Here is a 17,136-nt window from a genome sequence, read left to right on the forward strand (position 1 = left end):
CCTATAGGAATCAAGGAGGTGATTGTTATGGCTGTTTTTGTGTCTTTGGATGGAATTGTGGTAGAAGTACTTGATGTCTTTTCTTCTTTTAATGGGGATAGTGAGTTTTTCTTGTGTAAACGTCTAAAAGACAAGAGTCAGTTTGTGATGGAACGCTCTCAGTTCGAGGAGATGTTCCAACTTCAAAGTAGTCACTTGACGACGCAAGAAAAATTACAATTGTTTACCTCTGTGTTTGCTGGCCGTTATGATGTTTATGCTAAGAGTTTTATCAATGATCAAGGGAAAATTCAGTATTTTCCATCCTATGATTATGGTTGGAAGCAGTTGCCGCCTGAAAAACGGAGTTTCCAGACATTAACGGACTCCGTTTTGAAATCTCATTTTCGTGGGGAGACAGCTATCGGTATCTTTCCTATGCACTTAGATGATAGCTGTTATTTTTTGGTACTGGATTTTGATGAAGGAGATTGGAAAGAAGCTGGTTTAACCATTCGAAGAATAGCCAGGGAACGCCAGATGGAAGCCCATTTAGAGATTTCTCGTTCGGGTCACGGACTCCATATTTGGTTCTTCTTTGAGGAAGCGATTCCGAGTCGAGAGGCTCGCTTGTTTGGAAAGAAATTGTTAGAACTGGCTATGCAGGAAAGTATGCAACTGTCCTTTGATTCTTTTGATCGCATGTTTCCAAATCAGGATGTCCTTCCTAAGGGGGGATTTGGAAATTTGATTGCCTTGCCTTTTCAAGGAGAAGCTTACCATCAAGGGAGAACGGTCTTTGTGGATGAACAGTTTCAGCCTTATGAAGACCAATGGAGGTATCTACAAGAGATTCAGAGGGTTTCAACTGCTAAAGTGGCACTGTTAATCCAAGAGGAGTTAGGGAAGCAAGAATTGGATAAGGAGTTGAAGGTCATCTTATCCAATATGATCCAACTTGAAAAATCGTCTGTGACACCCAAGACACTTTTTTTCTTGAAAAATATGGCTTCATTTTCTAATCCCGAATTTTATTTAAAGCAGGCTATGCGACAGCCAACCTATCAAATTCCTGAGCGAATGTATTTATTTGGAGAATCCGATCATTATTTATGGTTGCCGAGAGGTTTGCTATATCCATTGCAAGATAAATTTAAGCAGGTCGTTGTGGAAGATAGGAGAAAGGTACAAAGGTCTATTAGAGTGGAATTTAAGGGAGAACTCACTTTGGAGCAAGAGTTAGCCCTGTCAGATATGATTTCCAAAGAAAATGGTTTACTCCATGCGGAGACTGGTTTTGGGAAGACCGTTTTAGGTGCTGCTCTCATCTCTGAACGTAAGACCAAAACAATTATTCTAGTCCATAATAGGCAACTCTTAGACCAATGGCTGGATCGTTTAAACCATTTTTTGACTTTCGAAGAGGAAGAAGCTACCCGTTATACGGCATCAGGTCGTGAAAGGGTAATAGGCTATGTTGGGCAGTACGGTGGGACTAAGAAATGGCTGAGTGGACTGGTTGATGTCGTTATGATCCAATCTCTATTTAAGTTGGAAAATAGTCAAAGTCTTTTGGATAAGTATGAGATGATGATTGTGGATGAGTGTCATCACGTGTCTGCTTTGATGTTTGAAAAAGTTGTGGCACAGTTTAGAGGGAAGTATCTTTACGGTTTGACGGCTACGCCTGAACGTAAGAATGGTCATGAACCTATTGTTTTTCAGAGAATTGGTGAGATACTCCATACTGCTGATAAGAGGGAAACGGATTTTAAACGGCAATTGCAATTAAGATTCACTTCTTTTGGTCATTTGGAGATTGAAAAGACCAAAGCAAGTAATTTTATACAGCTTAGTGATTGGATTGCGACAGACTCAGTGAGGAATCAGATGATTCTCAAGGATATTCTAGACCAAGTGACAGAAGGGCGGAATATCTTGGTTCTAGTCAATCGAATTCAACAGATAGATGTCTTTGAAAAGTTATTGAAAGAGAAAGAGGTTGATGATTTTTATATTATTAGTGGCAAAACCAAAGTCCGAGAGAGAACAAGTTTACTGGAGACGTTAGAACAGTTAGATAAAGGGTTTGTTTTGTTGTCTACTGGAAAATACATTGGCGAAGGTTTTGACTTGCCTCAGCTAGATACGCTTATCTTGGCAGCGCCCTTTTCTTGGAAAAATAATTTGATTCAGTATGCAGGTCGGATTCATAGAAACTACAAGGATAAGTCTTTGGTACGTATTTTCGATTATGTGGATATTCATGTTCCTTATTTAGAAAAGATGTTTCAGAAACGACAAGTAGCTTATCGAAAGATGGATTATTGTGTCATTGAGGGTGAGGAGAAACAATTCGTTTATGTTGATAGTAGATATGAGAATGTGCTGAGAGAGGACTTGGCAGGGGAAAGACAGGAGTGTCTGCTTATTTTACCTTATGTGCACCAGACAAAACTGATGAAATTTCTAAAAGAATTTAGGATTAGTCAAATTGAGATATGTGTACCAGAGACGGTTGCAAATAAAACATGGCTAGACCAGTTGAAGAGCCAGAAAATTAAAGTATCTTTTACTCAATCAAAAATAGTCACGCCTATTCTTTTGGTAAACAAGACCATTGTTTGGTATGGTGCAATGCCATTATTAGGGAAGGTAGATGAAGTGACCATATTACGTTTGGAATCAGCTAGTATAGTTTCTGAACTAGTGGCAGGTTTACGATAGAGAAAATTTTTAAAAATTTCTATGTATGATTTTCATTTCTTTAGTGAGAGTGATGACATTTTCACATTCGAATCGCAGCTAACAAGCAGAAGTGAGATAGGTCTTGCAAGAATGGTAAAAATCTGATAAACTAAGTAGTAATTGAATAGAAATCCGCAAGACTAGTAACTCAAGGGAAGTATATCAGGGAGGAGAGCCGTGACTGCAAGCTCTCTATATGAAAGCTGGGTGAATTCACTTGCGCATGGATTTAGAAATGAAGGTCTGACTTGTCAGATGAAAACGGATGGTACCGCGTGTCAACGCTCCGAGTGGAGTTTTTGGCATGTGGTTTTCTTTTTATCTACGAGCGACTGATGGAGGAAATATGTCAACTATTGAAGAACAATTAAAAGCGCTTCGTGAAGAAACGCTGGCTAGCTTGAAGCAGATTACTGCTGAAAATGAAAAAGAGATGCAAGATTTGCGTGTCTCAGTCCTTGGTAAAAAGGGTTCGCTTACTGAAATCCTCAAAGGAATGAAAGATGTATCTGCTGAGATGCGTCCAATCATTGGGAAACACGTCAATGAGGCTCGTGATGTCTTGACAGCAGCCTTTGAAGAAACAGCTAAGCTCTTGGAAGAAAAGAAAGTCGCTGCACAGTTAGCTAGCGAGAGTATCGATGTGACGCTTCCAGGTCGTCCAGTTGCTACTGGTCACCGTCATGTTTTGACACAAACTAGTGAAGAAATCGAAGATATTTTCATTGGGATGGGTTACCAAGTCGTGGATGGTTTTGAAGTAGAGCAAGACTACTATAACTTTGAACGTATGAACCTTCCCAAAGACCACCCAGCTCGCGATATGCAGGACACTTTCTATATCACAGAAGAGATCTTACTCCGTACCCATACGTCTCCTGTTCAGGCGCGTGCCATGGATGGCCATGATTTCTCTAAAGGTCCTTTGAAAATGATCTCACCAGGGCGTGTGTTCCGTCGTGATACGGACGATGCGACCCACAGTCACCAATTCCACCAAATTGAAGGCTTGGTTGTTGGGAAGAACATTTCTATGGCAGACCTTCAAGGAACCCTTCAATTGATTGTGCAAAAAATGTTCGGTGAAGAGCGTCAAATTCGTTTGCGTCCATCTTATTTCCCATTCACAGAGCCATCTGTTGAGGTGGATGTTTCTTGCTTCAAGTGTGGTGGAGAAGGCTGTAACGTATGTAAGAAAACTGGTTGGATCGAAATTATGGGAGCTGGTATGGTTCACCCACGTGTCCTTGAAATGAGTGGTATCGATGCGACTGTTTACTCTGGATTTGCCTTTGGTCTTGGTCAAGAACGTGTAGCTATGCTCCGTTACGGAATCAATGATATCCGTGGATTCTACCAAGGAGATGTCCGCTTCTCAGAGCAGTTTAAATAATGATTAGAAAAGTAGAAATGGCAGATGTTGAGGTGTTGGCTAAAATTGCTAAACAAACCTTTCGTGAAACATTTGCTCATGATAATACGGAAGAGCAGTTACAGGAATACTTTGAAGAGGCTTATAGTCTGAGAGTTTTGTCAATTGAGTTGGAAAATCCAGAATCCGAAACCTATTTCATTATGCATGAAGAGGAGATAGCTGGTTTTCTTAAAGTCAACTGGGGAAGTGCTCAAACTGAGAGAGAATTAGAGGACGCTTTTGAAATTCAACGTCTCTATGTGCTACAAAAATTCCAAGGATTTGGATTCGGTAAGCAACTGTTTGAATTCGCTCTGGAACTTGCTACAAAAAATGGTTTTTCCTGGGCTTGGTTAGGTGTTTGGGAGCATAATACAAAAGCTCAAGCCTTTTATAACCGATATGGTTTTGAAAAATTTAGCCAACATCATTTTATGGTTGGTCAAAAAGTAGATACGGATTGGTTACTGAGAAAGAAATTAAGGTAAGAAGATGATTCTTCTATTGAAATGATAGGAAAGGAAAAGAACCAGAGTGGCAACTGTCATTCTGGAGAACTAAATTATGCTTGTATCTTATAAATGGTTAAAAGAATTGGTGGACATTGATGTTCCATCACAAGAGTTGGCTGAAAAAATGTCAACTACAGGGATCGAGGTAGAAGGTGTCGAATCACCTGCTGCTGGTCTCTCAAAAATTGTCGTCGGTGAGGTCTTGTCTTGCGAAGATGTGCCAGAAACTCACCTCCATGTTTGTCAGGTTAACGTTGGCGAAGAAGAAGCCCGTCAAATCGTCTGTGGTGCCCCGAATGTGCGTGCAGGTATCAAGGTTATGGTGGCACTTCCGGGAGCTCGTATCGCTGACAATTACAAAATCAAAAAAGGAAAAATCCGCGGTCTTGAGTCACTTGGGATGATCTGTTCACTTGGTGAATTGGGAATTTCTGACTCAGTTGTACCTAAGGAATTCGCAGATGGCATCCAAATCTTGCCAGAAAATGCCGTTCCAGGTGAGGAAGTCTTCTCATATCTAGACTTGGATGATGAAATCATCGAACTTTCTATCACACCAAACCGTGCAGATGCCCTTTCTATGCGTGGGGTGGCTCACGAAGTGGCAGCCATCTATGACAAGGCAGTCAACTTTAAAGAATTTACTCTTTCAGAAACTGACCAAGCTGCAGCAGATGCTCTTTCTGTGGGCATTGAGACAGACAAGGCGCTTTACTATGCAGCTCGTATCTTGGACAATGTGACTATCGCACCAAGTCCACAATGGTTGCAAAATATCCTCATGAACGAAGGTATCCGTCCCATCAATAACGTAGTGGACGTGACAAACTACATCTTGCTCTACTTTGGTCAACCAATGCACGCCTTTGACTTGGATACCTTTGAAGGAAATGACATCCGTGTGCGTGAAGCGCGTGCTGGTGAAAAATTGGTGACTTTAGATGGTGAAGAACGTGATTTGGACGTGAATGACCTAGTCATCACTGTCGCAGACAAGCCAGTTGCTCTTGCAGGTGTCATGGGTGGTCAAGCAACAGAAATCTCTGAAAAATCTAGTCGTGTTGTCCTTGAAGCTGCAGTCTTCAATGGTAAATCAATTCGTAAGACCAGCGGTCGCCTCAACCTTCGTTCTGAGTCCTCTTCTCGCTTTGAAAAAGGCATCAATGTGGCAACAGTCAATGAAGCCCTTGATGCAGCGGCTAGTATGATTGCAGAACTTGCAGGTGCGACGGTGCGTAAAGGCATCGTTTCAGCAGGTGAACTTGATACCTCTGATGTGGAAGTTTCTTCAACGCTTGCTGATGTTAACCGTGTCCTTGGTACAGAACTTTCTTACGCGGATGTAGAAGATGTCTTCCGTCGTCTTGGATTTGGCCTTTCTGGAAATGCAGATAGCTTTACAGTCAGAGTCCCACGTCGTCGTTGGGATATCACTATCGAGGCAGACCTCTTTGAAGAAATCGCTCGTATCTATGGTTATGACCGCTTGCCAACCAGTCTTCCAAAAGACGATGGGACAGCTGGTGAATTGACAGCGACACAAAAACTTCGACGTCAAGTTCGTACCATTGCTGAAGGGGCAGGTTTGACAGAAATTATCACCTATGCTCTAACAACTCCTGAAAAAGCAGTTGAGTTTACGGCTCAACCAAGTAACCTTACAGAACTTATGTGGCCAATGACAGTGGACCGTTCTGTCCTCCGTCAAAATATGATTTCTGGTATCCTTGATACGGTGGCTTATAACGTAGCTCGTAAGAACAAAAACTTGGCCCTTTACGAGATTGGAAAAGTCTTTGAACAAACAGGTAATCCAAAAGAAGAACTTCCAAATGAAATCAACAGCTTTGCCTTTGCCTTGACAGGCTTGGTTGCTGAAAAAGATTTCCAAACAGCAGCAGTTCCAGTTGATTTCTTCTATGCTAAGGGAATCCTAGAAGCGCTATTTGCTCGTTTGGGACTAGAAGTGACCTATACAGTAACATCTGAAATCGCTAGCCTTCATCCAGGTCGTACAGCAGTCATTTCACTCGGTGACCAAGTTCTTGGTTTCCTTGGCCAAGTGCATCCAGTCACCGCTAAGGCTTACGATATTCCAGAAACGTATGTAGCTGAGCTCAACCTTTCAGCCATCGAAGCTGCCCTTCAACCTGCTGCTCCATTTGTAGAAATCACGAAATTCCCAGCAGTCAGCCGTGACGTTGCCCTTCTCCTCAAGGCAGAAGTGACTCACCAAGAAGTTGTGGATGCAATCCAAGCTGCCGGCGTAAAACGTTTGACAGATATCAAACTCTTTGACGTCTTCTCAGGCGAAAAATTGGGACTTGGTATGAAGTCAATGGCTTATAGCTTGACTTTCCAAAATCCAGAAGATAGCTTAACGGACGAAGAAGTCGCACGCTACATGGAAAAAATCCAAGCGTCTCTCGAAGAAAAAGTCAATGCAGAAGTGCGTTAAACGATAGTAGGATACAAATTCCCCCTCTAGTTCATGAACACTAGAGGGGTGATTTTATATAAAATAATTAAAATGTGATTTCTGTAAAAATACATCTATGATCAGAGTTTTGAAAACTTACAATGTCTAAATCTTTAACATAGTAGTGGTTTTTAGGCAATAAAATATGATCTATTGTTGCATTAAAAAGTTTTGGACTTTGGCTATTCCAAGTTCCTCTTTTAAAGGGTGGAAGTGCATTCAATGCGTCCCTATGAGAGCTTATTTTTGCAAGTGCTCCATGACGCATAGTTGCATTAAAATCACCTGCAATAATAGCCTTTGGATATTTTGAAGCCAGTTGATTATGAATGATGTTTAAGTCTTGCTTCCAGATTTCCATTAAACCTGGCAGAGGAGGAGCAGTATGCAAAGCAATGATATCTGGTATATTTTGTTTTCTCGAATGTAATAGAATTGTCCCAAACCGTGTTGTATGGAAAGTTTTAGCTTCTGTATAGAAATCGTAACTTTTCTTGACAATCACAGTCACAGGAGCTATTCCACTGTCAGTAGGTGGAGAAGTAAAAATATCATAGTTGGCCATAGAAAGTCCAACTTGATGAAACAATAGTTTGATTCTCTGGTTTTCTTGCTCACCTCTGATATTGGTAGCTAGTTCAGGAAATATAGCCATATCGGCATCAAAATGGCTAAAAATTCGTTCAATATGTTGTGCTTCTATTTTATTTGCGACGTTCCAAGTTACTAACTTTAAGGTTTTAGTTTTATTGGATGCGGAAGAAAGGGTTTTATCTGTTCCGAATAATAGTAATATGAACGATAGTAAGAGCAAGATGCTAGAATAAAACCGTATTTGTTTATTTTTCTTGTAAAAAGATAGGGAAAAAAATACGAAACTTAAAATAGAAGCCATAGTTGCAGTAGCTAAGGGGAAGGCATAAATCTGTGCCAAGATAGGTCTGGTAGATAGCCAAATATTAAGATTAGAAGATGGGAAAAAAGAATAAGCTATGATAGGGATAGCGAAGAGAATGACAGAAAGGGCAGAAAGAAATGTTTTAATCATTGTATGAGTACCTCAATTTGCAATGGTTGCTCGGAGCTAATGTGACTTTGTGACTTTACTTGATTGATATTCTTTTTCTTGTCTTCCTCATAGATTAAGTACAACCCAAGTAAAAAAGTCCAATTTAAGATTGAAATGATTAAAAGGCACAGAGATGCAAGACAATTATACTACAAAAGGCAAACATTTAACAATCGATAGCCGTCGCTTAATCGAACGATGGAAAAAAGAAGGGAAATCAAATAGAGAAATTGCCTCTCTACTTGGAAAAGCTCCTCAAACTATCCATACTGAAATCAAGTGTGGGACAGTCCGAAAATGTCTTGGAAAAGGGCGCTTCAAAGAGATTTATTCTGCCGACTACGCTCAACAGTCTTATGAAAATAATCGCAAGCACTCGGTCAAGAAATCAAGCTTGACTAAGAAACTAAAGGAGAAGATTCTCTACTACCATAACAAAAAGTTTTCTCCCGAAATGATGGTCAAGGCTAAGGGCGTTAACGTGGGAATTTCTACCATCTACTACTGGATTCATCATGGAAAATTGGGATTAAGCAAACAGGAACTGCTTTACCCTAGAAAAGGAAAATCTGTTAAGAAACAAGCTAGCACCAATTTTAAACCCGCTGGTCAATCCATCGAATCATAATTTGATCATTTTTTCAAAAAATACATAGATCTAAAAGAAAGAGGGTTAAGTGATGAAGAATAGTGCTATCGGGAGTAATTGGAAGGATGTCAGGTCTCAACTCTTTACCAAGGAGGAAATTCTTGAAAGTGATATGCGAGTGGCTATCATGAGTGAGCTGATTGAGGCTAGGCATGAACAAGGAATCAGCCAGAAAAAGCTAGAAGAACTTAGTGGAGTAAGCCAGCCTGTCATAGCTAGAATGGAAACAGTAAAGACTAGTCCTCAGTTGGATACAGTATTGAAAGTTTTAGCCAGTTTAGGAAAGACATTAGCAGTCGTCCCACTCGAACAGAGAAAAAGTTGATAGGAAGAAGTTGGAAAACTTTAACAAATTTAACAGTTATAGTGCCTCAAGTGTATAATATAGAAAAATTATGCTTTATTTATATCAAGTGTGAACGAAGTGAGCTTTTAGCGGATATTTCCCGCTATAGTGGTATTCTAGATAATAATTTATTATTATCTAGAACGGAATTTTTGAGACATTCTGGCTCAAAAATTAGGGATGAAATTACGAAGTAAGTTGCTCCCGTCCGCACTTTTCAGGGAAATATCAGAATTACAAAAGAAAAATCAACCTATAGTCTTTTCTAATAACAAGTCATAGTCACTTATAAGAATTACTAATAACGCGTTTGGCCAGTCTAACGGAAATATAGTTAAAAAACAAGCTACACAAAGGATTTGAGGCATTTGTCTCAAGTCTTTTTCTTTTGTCTAAAACGGAGATATAGTTTCAAACTATATCAAAGCCTAATTTTTTACAATTATACAGACGCTTTCTTTTCTGTTAAGATAGTTTCAACAACAAATTTTGGAGGACACATCATGTCAACTACAATCATCGGTTTCCCTCGTTTGGGCGAATTCCGCGAATTAAAATTTACAACTGAAAAATACTTTAGAAAAGAAATCTCAGAAGAAGAACTCCTTGCTGCAGCAAAAGACTTGCGTGCGAAACACTGGAACATTGTCAAAGAAAAAGGTATCACTGAAATTCCATCAAATGACTTTTCTCACTATGACAACTTCCTAGATGCAGCTTTCCTTTTCAACGTGGTACCTGCTTCAGTTCAAAACTTGGACTTGTCTGACTTTGAGCGCTACTTCGCTTTGGGTCGTGGTTACCAAGGAGAAAAAGGGGACGTTCGCGCCCTTCCAATGAAGAAATGGTTCAACACCAACTACCACTACATTGTGCCTAAATTTGAAAAAGGCACTCAAGTCAAACTTGCAGGTCACAAGATCTTCGATGAGTTCCAAGAAGCAAAAGAACTTGGATTGAACACTCGTCCAGTTCTTGTAGGTCCATTCACTTTCCTTCAATTGTCAGACTTTGAAGAAGGCGTGAAAGCAGAAGACTTCGTAGACAGCTTAGTGGCTGCTTACCAAGAAGTTTTTGCTAAATTGGCAGAACTTGGTGCGACTCGTATCCAATTGGACGAAGCGGCTCTTGTAAAAGATTTGACAGCTGAAGAAAAAGCTCTCTTCTTGAACCTCTACAACAAACTCTTGGCTGACAAAAAAGGTCTTGAAGTCTTGCTTCAAACTTACTTCGGTGATGTTCGTGATGTCTATGCTGACCTTGTGAAATTGCCAGTAGATGCTATCGGTCTTGATTTCGTTGAAGGTAAGAAAACTCTTGAACTCGTTAAAGGTGGTTTCCCAGCTGACAAGACTCTTTATGCAGGTATTGTCAATGGTAAAAACATCTGGCGTAACAACTATGAAAAGAGCTTGGCTGTTCTTGAGCAAATCCCAGCTGAAAACATTGTCTTGACAAGCTCATGCTCACTTCTTCATGTGCCATTTACAACAGCTAATGAAGAATTTGAACCAGCAATCTTGAACCACTTTGCCTTTGCAGTTGAAAAATTGGATGAGATTCGTGATTTGGATGCTATCCGCAATGGTCAAGGTGAAGAAGCACTTGCAGCTAATAAAGAACTCTTTGCGACTGAGCGTGTTGGTGAAAATGCTGAACTTCGTGCGCGCATCGCTGGTTTGACAGACGCAGACTACACTCGTTTGCCAGCATTTGCAGAACGTGAAGCTATCCAAGAAGAAGCTTTCAAACTTCCAGCTCTTCCAACAACAACTATCGGTTCATTCCCTCAAACTAAAGAAGTTCGTGCGAAACGTTTGGCTTACCGTAAAGGTGAATTGTCTCAAGAAGAGTACGACGCTTTCCTTGCTGAAACGATTGACGAATGGATCAAGTGGCAAGAAGATATTGACTTTGATGTCCTTGTTCATGGTGAATTTGAGCGTAATGACATGGTTGAGTACTTCGGTCAAAACTTGTCAGGTTACCTCTTCTCTAAAAATGGTTGGGTACAATCATACGGTATGCGTGGGGTGAAACCACCAATCATTTGGGGTGATGTCACTCGTCTTAACCCTATCACTGTTAAATGGTCTAGCTATGCACAAAGCCGTACAAACAAACCTGTTAAAGGTATGTTGACTGGGCCTGTTACCATCCTCAACTGGTCATTCCCACGTGAAGACATCTCTATTAAGGATTCTACTCTTCAAATCGCCCTTGCGATCAAGGATGAAGTGCTTGACCTTGAAGCTGCTGGTGTGAAGATCATCCAAATCGACGAGGCTGCTCTTCGTGAAAAATTGCCACTCCGTCGTAGCGACTGGTACGAAGACTACCTTGACTGGGCAATTCCTGCCTTCCGCTTGGTACATTCAACAGTAGCACCAGACACACAAATCCACACTCACATGTGTTACTCAGAATTTACAGATATCATCCCAGCTATCGATAACATGGATGCAGACGTCATTTCCTTTGAAGCTAGCCGTTCAAACCTTGAAATCTTGGACGAACTCAAAGCGAAAAACTTCCAAACAGAAGTGGGACCTGGGGTTTACGATATCCACTCTCCTCGTGTGCCAAATGAAGGCGAAATCGACAATACAATCGAAGCCATCCTTGCTAAAGTGCCAAGCAAGAAAGTTTGGATCAACCCAGACTGTGGTTTGAAAACACGTGGTATTCCAGAAACAAAAGAAAGCTTGATCCGCCTTGTGGAAGCAGCTAAAGCTGCGCGTGAGAAATTGTAAGATTAGATTTCTCTCCATACAATGGTTGTTCAAAAAGAAATCAACTAGAAAAGGTTATTACATATGTCACGCCAAACACCGTCACTCTCATTTGAAGTGTTCCCTCCAAACCCAGCCGTGGGTAATGATAACATTATTTCTGCTCTTCAAAATATGCAGGAGTTGGCTCCCCACTTTATCAGTGTGACTGCCAGCAATAATAAATTTAATATCAAGGAAACGACGGTCCGTTTGGCTGATTTTATCCAAAATGACTTGGCGATTCCGACTATTGCTCACTTGCCAGCCATCTATTTGACCAAGGACAAGGTTGCTGAAACTATTGCAGACTTGGACAAGGTTGGGGTGCAGAAAATCTTGGCTCTTCGTGGGGATATTATTCCAGATGTGGAACCACAAAAGGATTTTCGCTACGCAACGGACTTGATTGAGTTCATCAAGGAACAAGCCCCTCACTTTGATATTGTTGGCGCTTGCTATCCAGAAGGCCATCCAGATTCACCAAATCAGATTTCAGATATTCAAAATCTTAAGAAGAAAGTGGATGCAGGTTGTTCGAGCCTTGTAACTCAGCTTTTCTTTGACAATGAGCGCTTCTATGATTTCCAAGACAAGTGTATCTTGGCTGGGATTGATGTTCCCATTCATGCAGGGATTATGCCAATTCTGAATCGAAATCAGGCTCTCCGCCTCTTGAAGACTTGTGAGAATATCCATCTTCCACGCAAATTTAAAGCCATCTTAGACAAGTATGAGCATGACCCTGAGTCGCTCAGAGCAGCAGGACTTGCCTATGCGGTGGACCAAATTGTGGACTTGGTAACTCAGGATGTTGCCGGTGTGCATCTCTACACTATGAACAATGCGGAAACAGCAAAATACATCCACCAAGCAACTCATGCCTTGTTTAATCACCAGTCCTTAGGATAATAAAAAGTAAACCATTCTTCTCAAGTGAGGGGAATGGTTCCTTTTTAATGGTAAAGACCGCACTTTTTAAGAAAAATATGATAAAATAGACTCTGTACGTACTTGATACAAAGATGAGGGTATTTAGGTTTCAAAGGCTTTGTCAATTCTCAATTTTATGACAGAAATTTTTTCATAATTTGTTCTTTTCAGTATTTAGTTTGAGCGACACGAACGAGTCAAATCGATATCATTTGACGAGAGAGTTAGTAAAGCATTTAGCTAATCGCCTGATAGCGATTAGCGTGAAAGGATTAGATGCTTTAGCATCAAACCTTTCTAATGATTTGTATCTTGAGTAATTGAACACGGGCTAAATCCCTAGTGAAAAAGATAGATTTCCTGGTGCGCATCGCACACTGCGTCAATCTCCTATTTTCATACGGGATTCTTCACGCCCTTAGTATCTTGATCTTTGTAGGCAAGGCGTATAATTTCATCAATCCAAAGGGGATTAAAATGACAAAACAAGTGTTTCAAACGACTTTTGCGGGTCGTGAGTTAATTGTAGAGACTGGTCAGGTTGCTAAGCAAGCGAATGGCGCAGTTGTCGTACGTTACGGTGAGTCAACTGTCTTGACTGCTGCCGTTATGTCTAAGAAGATGGCAACTGGAGATTTCTTCCCTCTCCAAGTCAACTACGAAGAAAAAATGTATGCAGCTGGGAAGTTTCCTGGTGGCTTTATGAAACGTGAAGGACGTCCTTCAACAGATGCGACTTTGACAGCGCGTTTGATTGACCGTCCAATCCGTCCTATGTTTGCGGAAGGTTTCCGTAACGAAGTGCAAGTCATCAACACTGTGCTTTCTTATGATGAAAATGCCTCTGCACCAATGGCAGCTATGTTTGGTTCATCCTTGGCACTTTCTATCTCGGATATTCCATTCGACGGACCAATCGCTGGGGTGCAAGTGGGCTATGTAGATGGTCAAATCATCATCAATCCAAGTCAAGAACAAGCAGAGCAATCTCTCCTTGAATTGACAGTAGCTGGTACCAAACACGCCATCAACATGGTAGAATCTGGTGCTAAAGAATTGTCAGAAGAAATCATGTTGGAAGCTCTCCTTAAAGGGCACGAAGCGGTCAAAGAATTGATTGCCTTCCAAGAAGAAATCGTTGCTGCTGTCGGTAAGGAAAAAGCAGAAGTAGAATTGCTTCATGTGGACGCTGAATTACAGACTGAAATTATCGCAGCCTACAACAGCGACCTCCAAAAAGCGGTTCAAGTAGAAGAAAAATTGGCTCGTGAAGCTGCAACTCAAGCAGTCAAAGACCAAGTAATTGCTGTTTACGAAGAAAAATATGCAGACAACGAAGAATTTGACCGCATTATGCGTGATGTGGCTGAAATCTTGGAACAAATGGAACACGCTGAAGTGCGCCGTTTGATCACAGAAGACAAGGTACGTCCTGACGGTCGTAAGGTTGATGAAATCCGTCCTTTGGATGCGGTTGTTGACTTCCTTCCTCGTGTACATGGTTCAGGTCTCTTTACTCGTGGGCAAACTCAGGCTCTTTCTATCTTGACCTTGGCTCCGATGGGAGAAACTCAAATCATTGATGGTTTGGATCCAGAGTACAAGAAACGCTTTATGCACCACTATAACTTCCCTCAATACTCTGTAGGGGAAACTGGTCGTTACGGTGCGCCAGGTCGTCGTGAAATCGGTCACGGTGCTCTTGGTGAGCGTGCTCTTGCTCAAGTATTGCCAAGTTTGGAAGAATTCCCATACGCTATCCGTTTAGTAGCAGAAGTTTTGGAATCAAATGGTTCTTCATCTCAAGCTTCTATCTGTGCGGGAACTCTTGCCCTTATGGCTGGTGGTGTGCCAATCAAGGCACCAGTAGCAGGGATTGCCATGGGACTTATCTCAGATGGAAATAACTACACAGTATTGACAGATATCCAAGGTTTGGAAGATCACTTTGGAGACATGGACTTTAAGGTTGCTGGTACTCGTGATGGGATTACAGCCCTTCAAATGGACATCAAGATCCAAGGGATCACTGCAGAAATTTTGACGGAAGCTCTTGCCCAAGCCAAGAAAGCGCGTTTTGAAATCCTTGATGTGATTGAAGCAACCATTCCAGAAGTTCGTCCAGAATTGGCTCCAACTGCTCCGAAAATTGATACCATCAAGATTGATGTGGACAAGATCAAGATTGTCATCGGTAAGGGTGGAGAAACCATCGACAAGATTATCGCTGAAACAGGCGTTAAGATTGATATCGACGAAGAAGGAAATGTGTCTATCTACTCTAGCGACCAAGATGCTATTAACCGTGCTAAAGAAATTATTGCTGGTTTGGTCCGTGAAGCCAAAGTAGATGAAGTTTACCGTGCTAAAGTCGTTCGTATCGAGAAATTTGGTGCCTTTGTTAACCTCTTTGATAAGACAGATGCCCTTGTTCATATCTCTGAGATGGCTTGGACGCGTACCAATAATGTCGAAGACTTGGTAGCAATCGGGGATGAAGTTGATGTTAAGGTTATCAAGATTGATGAAAAAGGACGTGTGGATGCTTCTATGAAAGCCCTTCTTCCTCGTCCTCCAAAACCTGAACGTGATGAAAAAGGTGAAAAATCAGAGCGTCCTCACCGCCCACGTCATCACAAGGATCACAAACCTAAGAAAGAATTTACAGAAACACCAAAAGATTCAGAATAAGAAAAGGAGAAATGTATGGGATGGTGGCGCGAAACCATTGATATCGTAAAAGAAAATGATCCAGCGGCCCGCACCACTTTGGAGGTTTTGCTGACTTATCCAGGTGTCAAGGCCTTGGCGGCCCACCGTCTCTCGCATTTTCTCTGGAAGCATGGCTTTAAGCTCTTAGCTCGTATGCATAGTCAGTTTTGGCGCTTTTGGACTCAGATTGAGATTCATCCAGGAGCTCAGATCGATTCAGGTGTCTTTATCGACCATGGTTCTGGTCTGGTGATTGGAGAGACAGCGATTGTTGAAAAAGGTGTTATGCTTTACCACGGAGTAACTCTTGGTGGGACAGGAAAAGACTGTGGCAAACGCCATCCGACCGTTCGTCAGGGTGCCCTTATATCAGCACATGCCCAAGTTATCGGACCAGTGGAAATCGGTGAAAATGCCAAGGTCGGTGCTGCAGCAGTTGTCGTAGCAGATGTACCTAGTGATGTGACGGTTGTCGGTATTCCGGCCAAGATTGTCCGTCTTCATGGTAAGAAAGATGAGCCTGTTATTCACGAAGTCGAAGAAAAACGAGAGTATTATGTCAATAAACTCGAGCAGGCTAAAGAAGCAAGTCACAGATCGTCTGGTTTGTAGAGGATACCTATATGATTCAAGCAAGAAACAAGTTAAGCCAAGAGGAGTTATCTGAGGCGAAAAAACTAATTAACTGTTGCCAAAACTATGACGGTACCTATCGTGATCCCTATCTCTCTAACATGCTTAATTTTGACCCAAACATGCCCGCCTTTTTCCTTTATTATGAAAAAGGCGAACTTGTTGGTCTCTTAACTGTCTATGCTGATGACCAAGATGTAGAAGTGACGATACTGGTTCATCCAGATCGTCGCTGTCAGGGAATTGCGCGTGCATTGTTTACTAGTTTTGAGAGAGAAACAGCCTCTTTTCCGATTCATTCAGTTACTTTTCAGACAGAGCGTGTTTTTCTAGATCGCCATCCTGATTTTGTCAGCAACTGGGGATTGGTCGAGGACGAGGATACAGAAACTTGGTTAGGTAAGGATAGAAAACCTTATCCGTTAGCAACCATTTCCAATCTTGAAGTTTTGTTAGCAGATAGTTCGTATCAGGATCAAATTAGTCAGTTAAAATTTCAGGCATTTTCAGAGGAACATGAATCGAGAGAAGTTGTGGATAGATATGTCTCTGAAGCTCTGAAAGATCCAGAAAGTCGCTTATATATTTTATTAAAAGACGGTCAGGTTATTGGGACTTGCACGGTTGATTTATCGAGCGATACGAATTACTTCTACGGTTTAGCAATATCTGAACCTGAACATGGAAAAGGCTATGGAAGCTACTTAGCAAAATCCATCGTTAACCAACTAATTGAGCAAAATGACAAGGAATTTCAGATTGCAGTAGAGGATAGCAACGTAGGTGCCAAGCGCTTGTATGAAAAAATTGGCTTTGTCAAACAGACTCAGGTGGTTTATCTGAATGAGAAAGGAGCAAGGGATTCCGAAGTGTAGAGACATTCGGACTGAA

General features: G+C 41.4%; 11 protein-coding genes and 1 pseudogene. 11 read left to right on the forward strand and 1 reads right to left on the reverse strand.

What is annotated here, in order from left to right; genetic code table 11:
• Nucleotides 1-27: 27 nt before the first annotated feature.
• From HT711_RS02760 to pheT, 4 genes are all read left to right on the forward strand, one after another.
• Nucleotides 28-2,706, forward strand: a complete 2,679-nt coding sequence (locus HT711_RS02760) for a DEAD/DEAH box helicase family protein (RefSeq protein WP_173234466.1) — start codon at nucleotides 28-30, stop codon at nucleotides 2,704-2,706.
• Between the two features lie 367 nt (nucleotides 2,707-3,073).
• Nucleotides 3,074-4,120, forward strand: a complete 1,047-nt coding sequence (gene pheS, locus HT711_RS02765) for a phenylalanine--tRNA ligase subunit alpha (RefSeq protein WP_112445101.1) — start codon at nucleotides 3,074-3,076, stop codon at nucleotides 4,118-4,120.
• Nucleotides 4,120-4,629, forward strand: a complete 510-nt coding sequence (locus HT711_RS02770; protein ID WP_112445029.1) for an N-acetyltransferase — start codon at nucleotides 4,120-4,122, stop codon at nucleotides 4,627-4,629. The genes pheS and HT711_RS02770 overlap by 1 nt, the downstream gene beginning before the upstream one ends.
• A gap of 76 nt (nucleotides 4,630-4,705) precedes the next feature.
• The gene (gene pheT / locus HT711_RS02775; RefSeq protein WP_173234467.1) at nucleotides 4,706-7,111 is read left to right on the forward strand and encodes a phenylalanine--tRNA ligase subunit beta; all 2,406 of its coding nucleotides are present in this window, start codon (nucleotides 4,706-4,708) and stop codon (nucleotides 7,109-7,111) included.
• A gap of 67 nt (nucleotides 7,112-7,178) precedes the next feature.
• Here pheT and HT711_RS02780 read toward each other — a convergent pair whose 3' ends face one another.
• Nucleotides 7,179-8,180 (reverse strand): endonuclease/exonuclease/phosphatase family protein, encoded by a 1,002-nt coding sequence (locus HT711_RS02780; RefSeq protein ID WP_173249718.1) that lies wholly within the window; start codon nucleotides 8,178-8,180, stop codon nucleotides 7,179-7,181.
• A gap of 154 nt (nucleotides 8,181-8,334) precedes the next feature.
• Here HT711_RS02780 and HT711_RS02785 point away from each other — a divergent pair.
• From HT711_RS02785 to HT711_RS02815, 7 genes and pseudogenes are all read left to right on the forward strand, one after another.
• Nucleotides 8,335-8,823 (forward strand): annotated as a pseudogene (locus HT711_RS02785) (helix-turn-helix domain-containing protein); the annotation flags it as partial.
• A gap of 58 nt (nucleotides 8,824-8,881) precedes the next feature.
• The gene (locus HT711_RS02790) at nucleotides 8,882-9,175 is read left to right on the forward strand and encodes a helix-turn-helix transcriptional regulator (protein ID WP_173249719.1); all 294 of its coding nucleotides are present in this window, start codon (nucleotides 8,882-8,884) and stop codon (nucleotides 9,173-9,175) included.
• A 524-nt stretch (nucleotides 9,176-9,699) separates the two neighbouring features.
• Nucleotides 9,700-11,949: a 5-methyltetrahydropteroyltriglutamate--homocysteine S-methyltransferase gene (metE, locus tag HT711_RS02795; RefSeq protein WP_173249720.1), complete on the forward strand. Its 2,250-nt coding sequence runs from the start codon at nucleotides 9,700-9,702 to the stop codon at nucleotides 11,947-11,949.
• 63 nt (nucleotides 11,950-12,012) lie between these two features.
• Nucleotides 12,013-12,879 carry a methylenetetrahydrofolate reductase [NAD(P)H] gene (gene metF / locus HT711_RS02800; RefSeq protein ID WP_049513159.1) on the forward strand — a complete coding sequence of 289 codons (867 nt, stop codon included), beginning with the start codon at nucleotides 12,013-12,015 and terminating at the stop codon, nucleotides 12,877-12,879.
• A 498-nt stretch (nucleotides 12,880-13,377) separates the two neighbouring features.
• Nucleotides 13,378-15,591 carry a polyribonucleotide nucleotidyltransferase gene (gene pnp, locus HT711_RS02805; RefSeq protein ID WP_173249721.1) on the forward strand — a complete coding sequence of 738 codons (2,214 nt, stop codon included), beginning with the start codon at nucleotides 13,378-13,380 and terminating at the stop codon, nucleotides 15,589-15,591.
• A 15-nt stretch (nucleotides 15,592-15,606) separates the two neighbouring features.
• A complete protein-coding gene (cysE, locus tag HT711_RS02810) occupies nucleotides 15,607-16,224 on the forward strand; it encodes a serine O-acetyltransferase (protein ID WP_164226399.1) in 618 nt (205 codons plus the stop codon).
• Nucleotides 16,225-16,235: 11 nt separating this feature from the next.
• Nucleotides 16,236-17,120, forward strand: a complete 885-nt coding sequence (locus HT711_RS02815) for a GNAT family N-acetyltransferase (protein ID WP_173249722.1) — start codon at nucleotides 16,236-16,238, stop codon at nucleotides 17,118-17,120.
• The last annotated feature ends 16 nt before the right edge of the window (nucleotides 17,121-17,136 follow it).

The organism is Streptococcus sp. 1032 (genome assembly GCF_013277015.1).
GTDB lineage: Bacteria > Bacillota > Bacilli > Lactobacillales > Streptococcaceae > Streptococcus.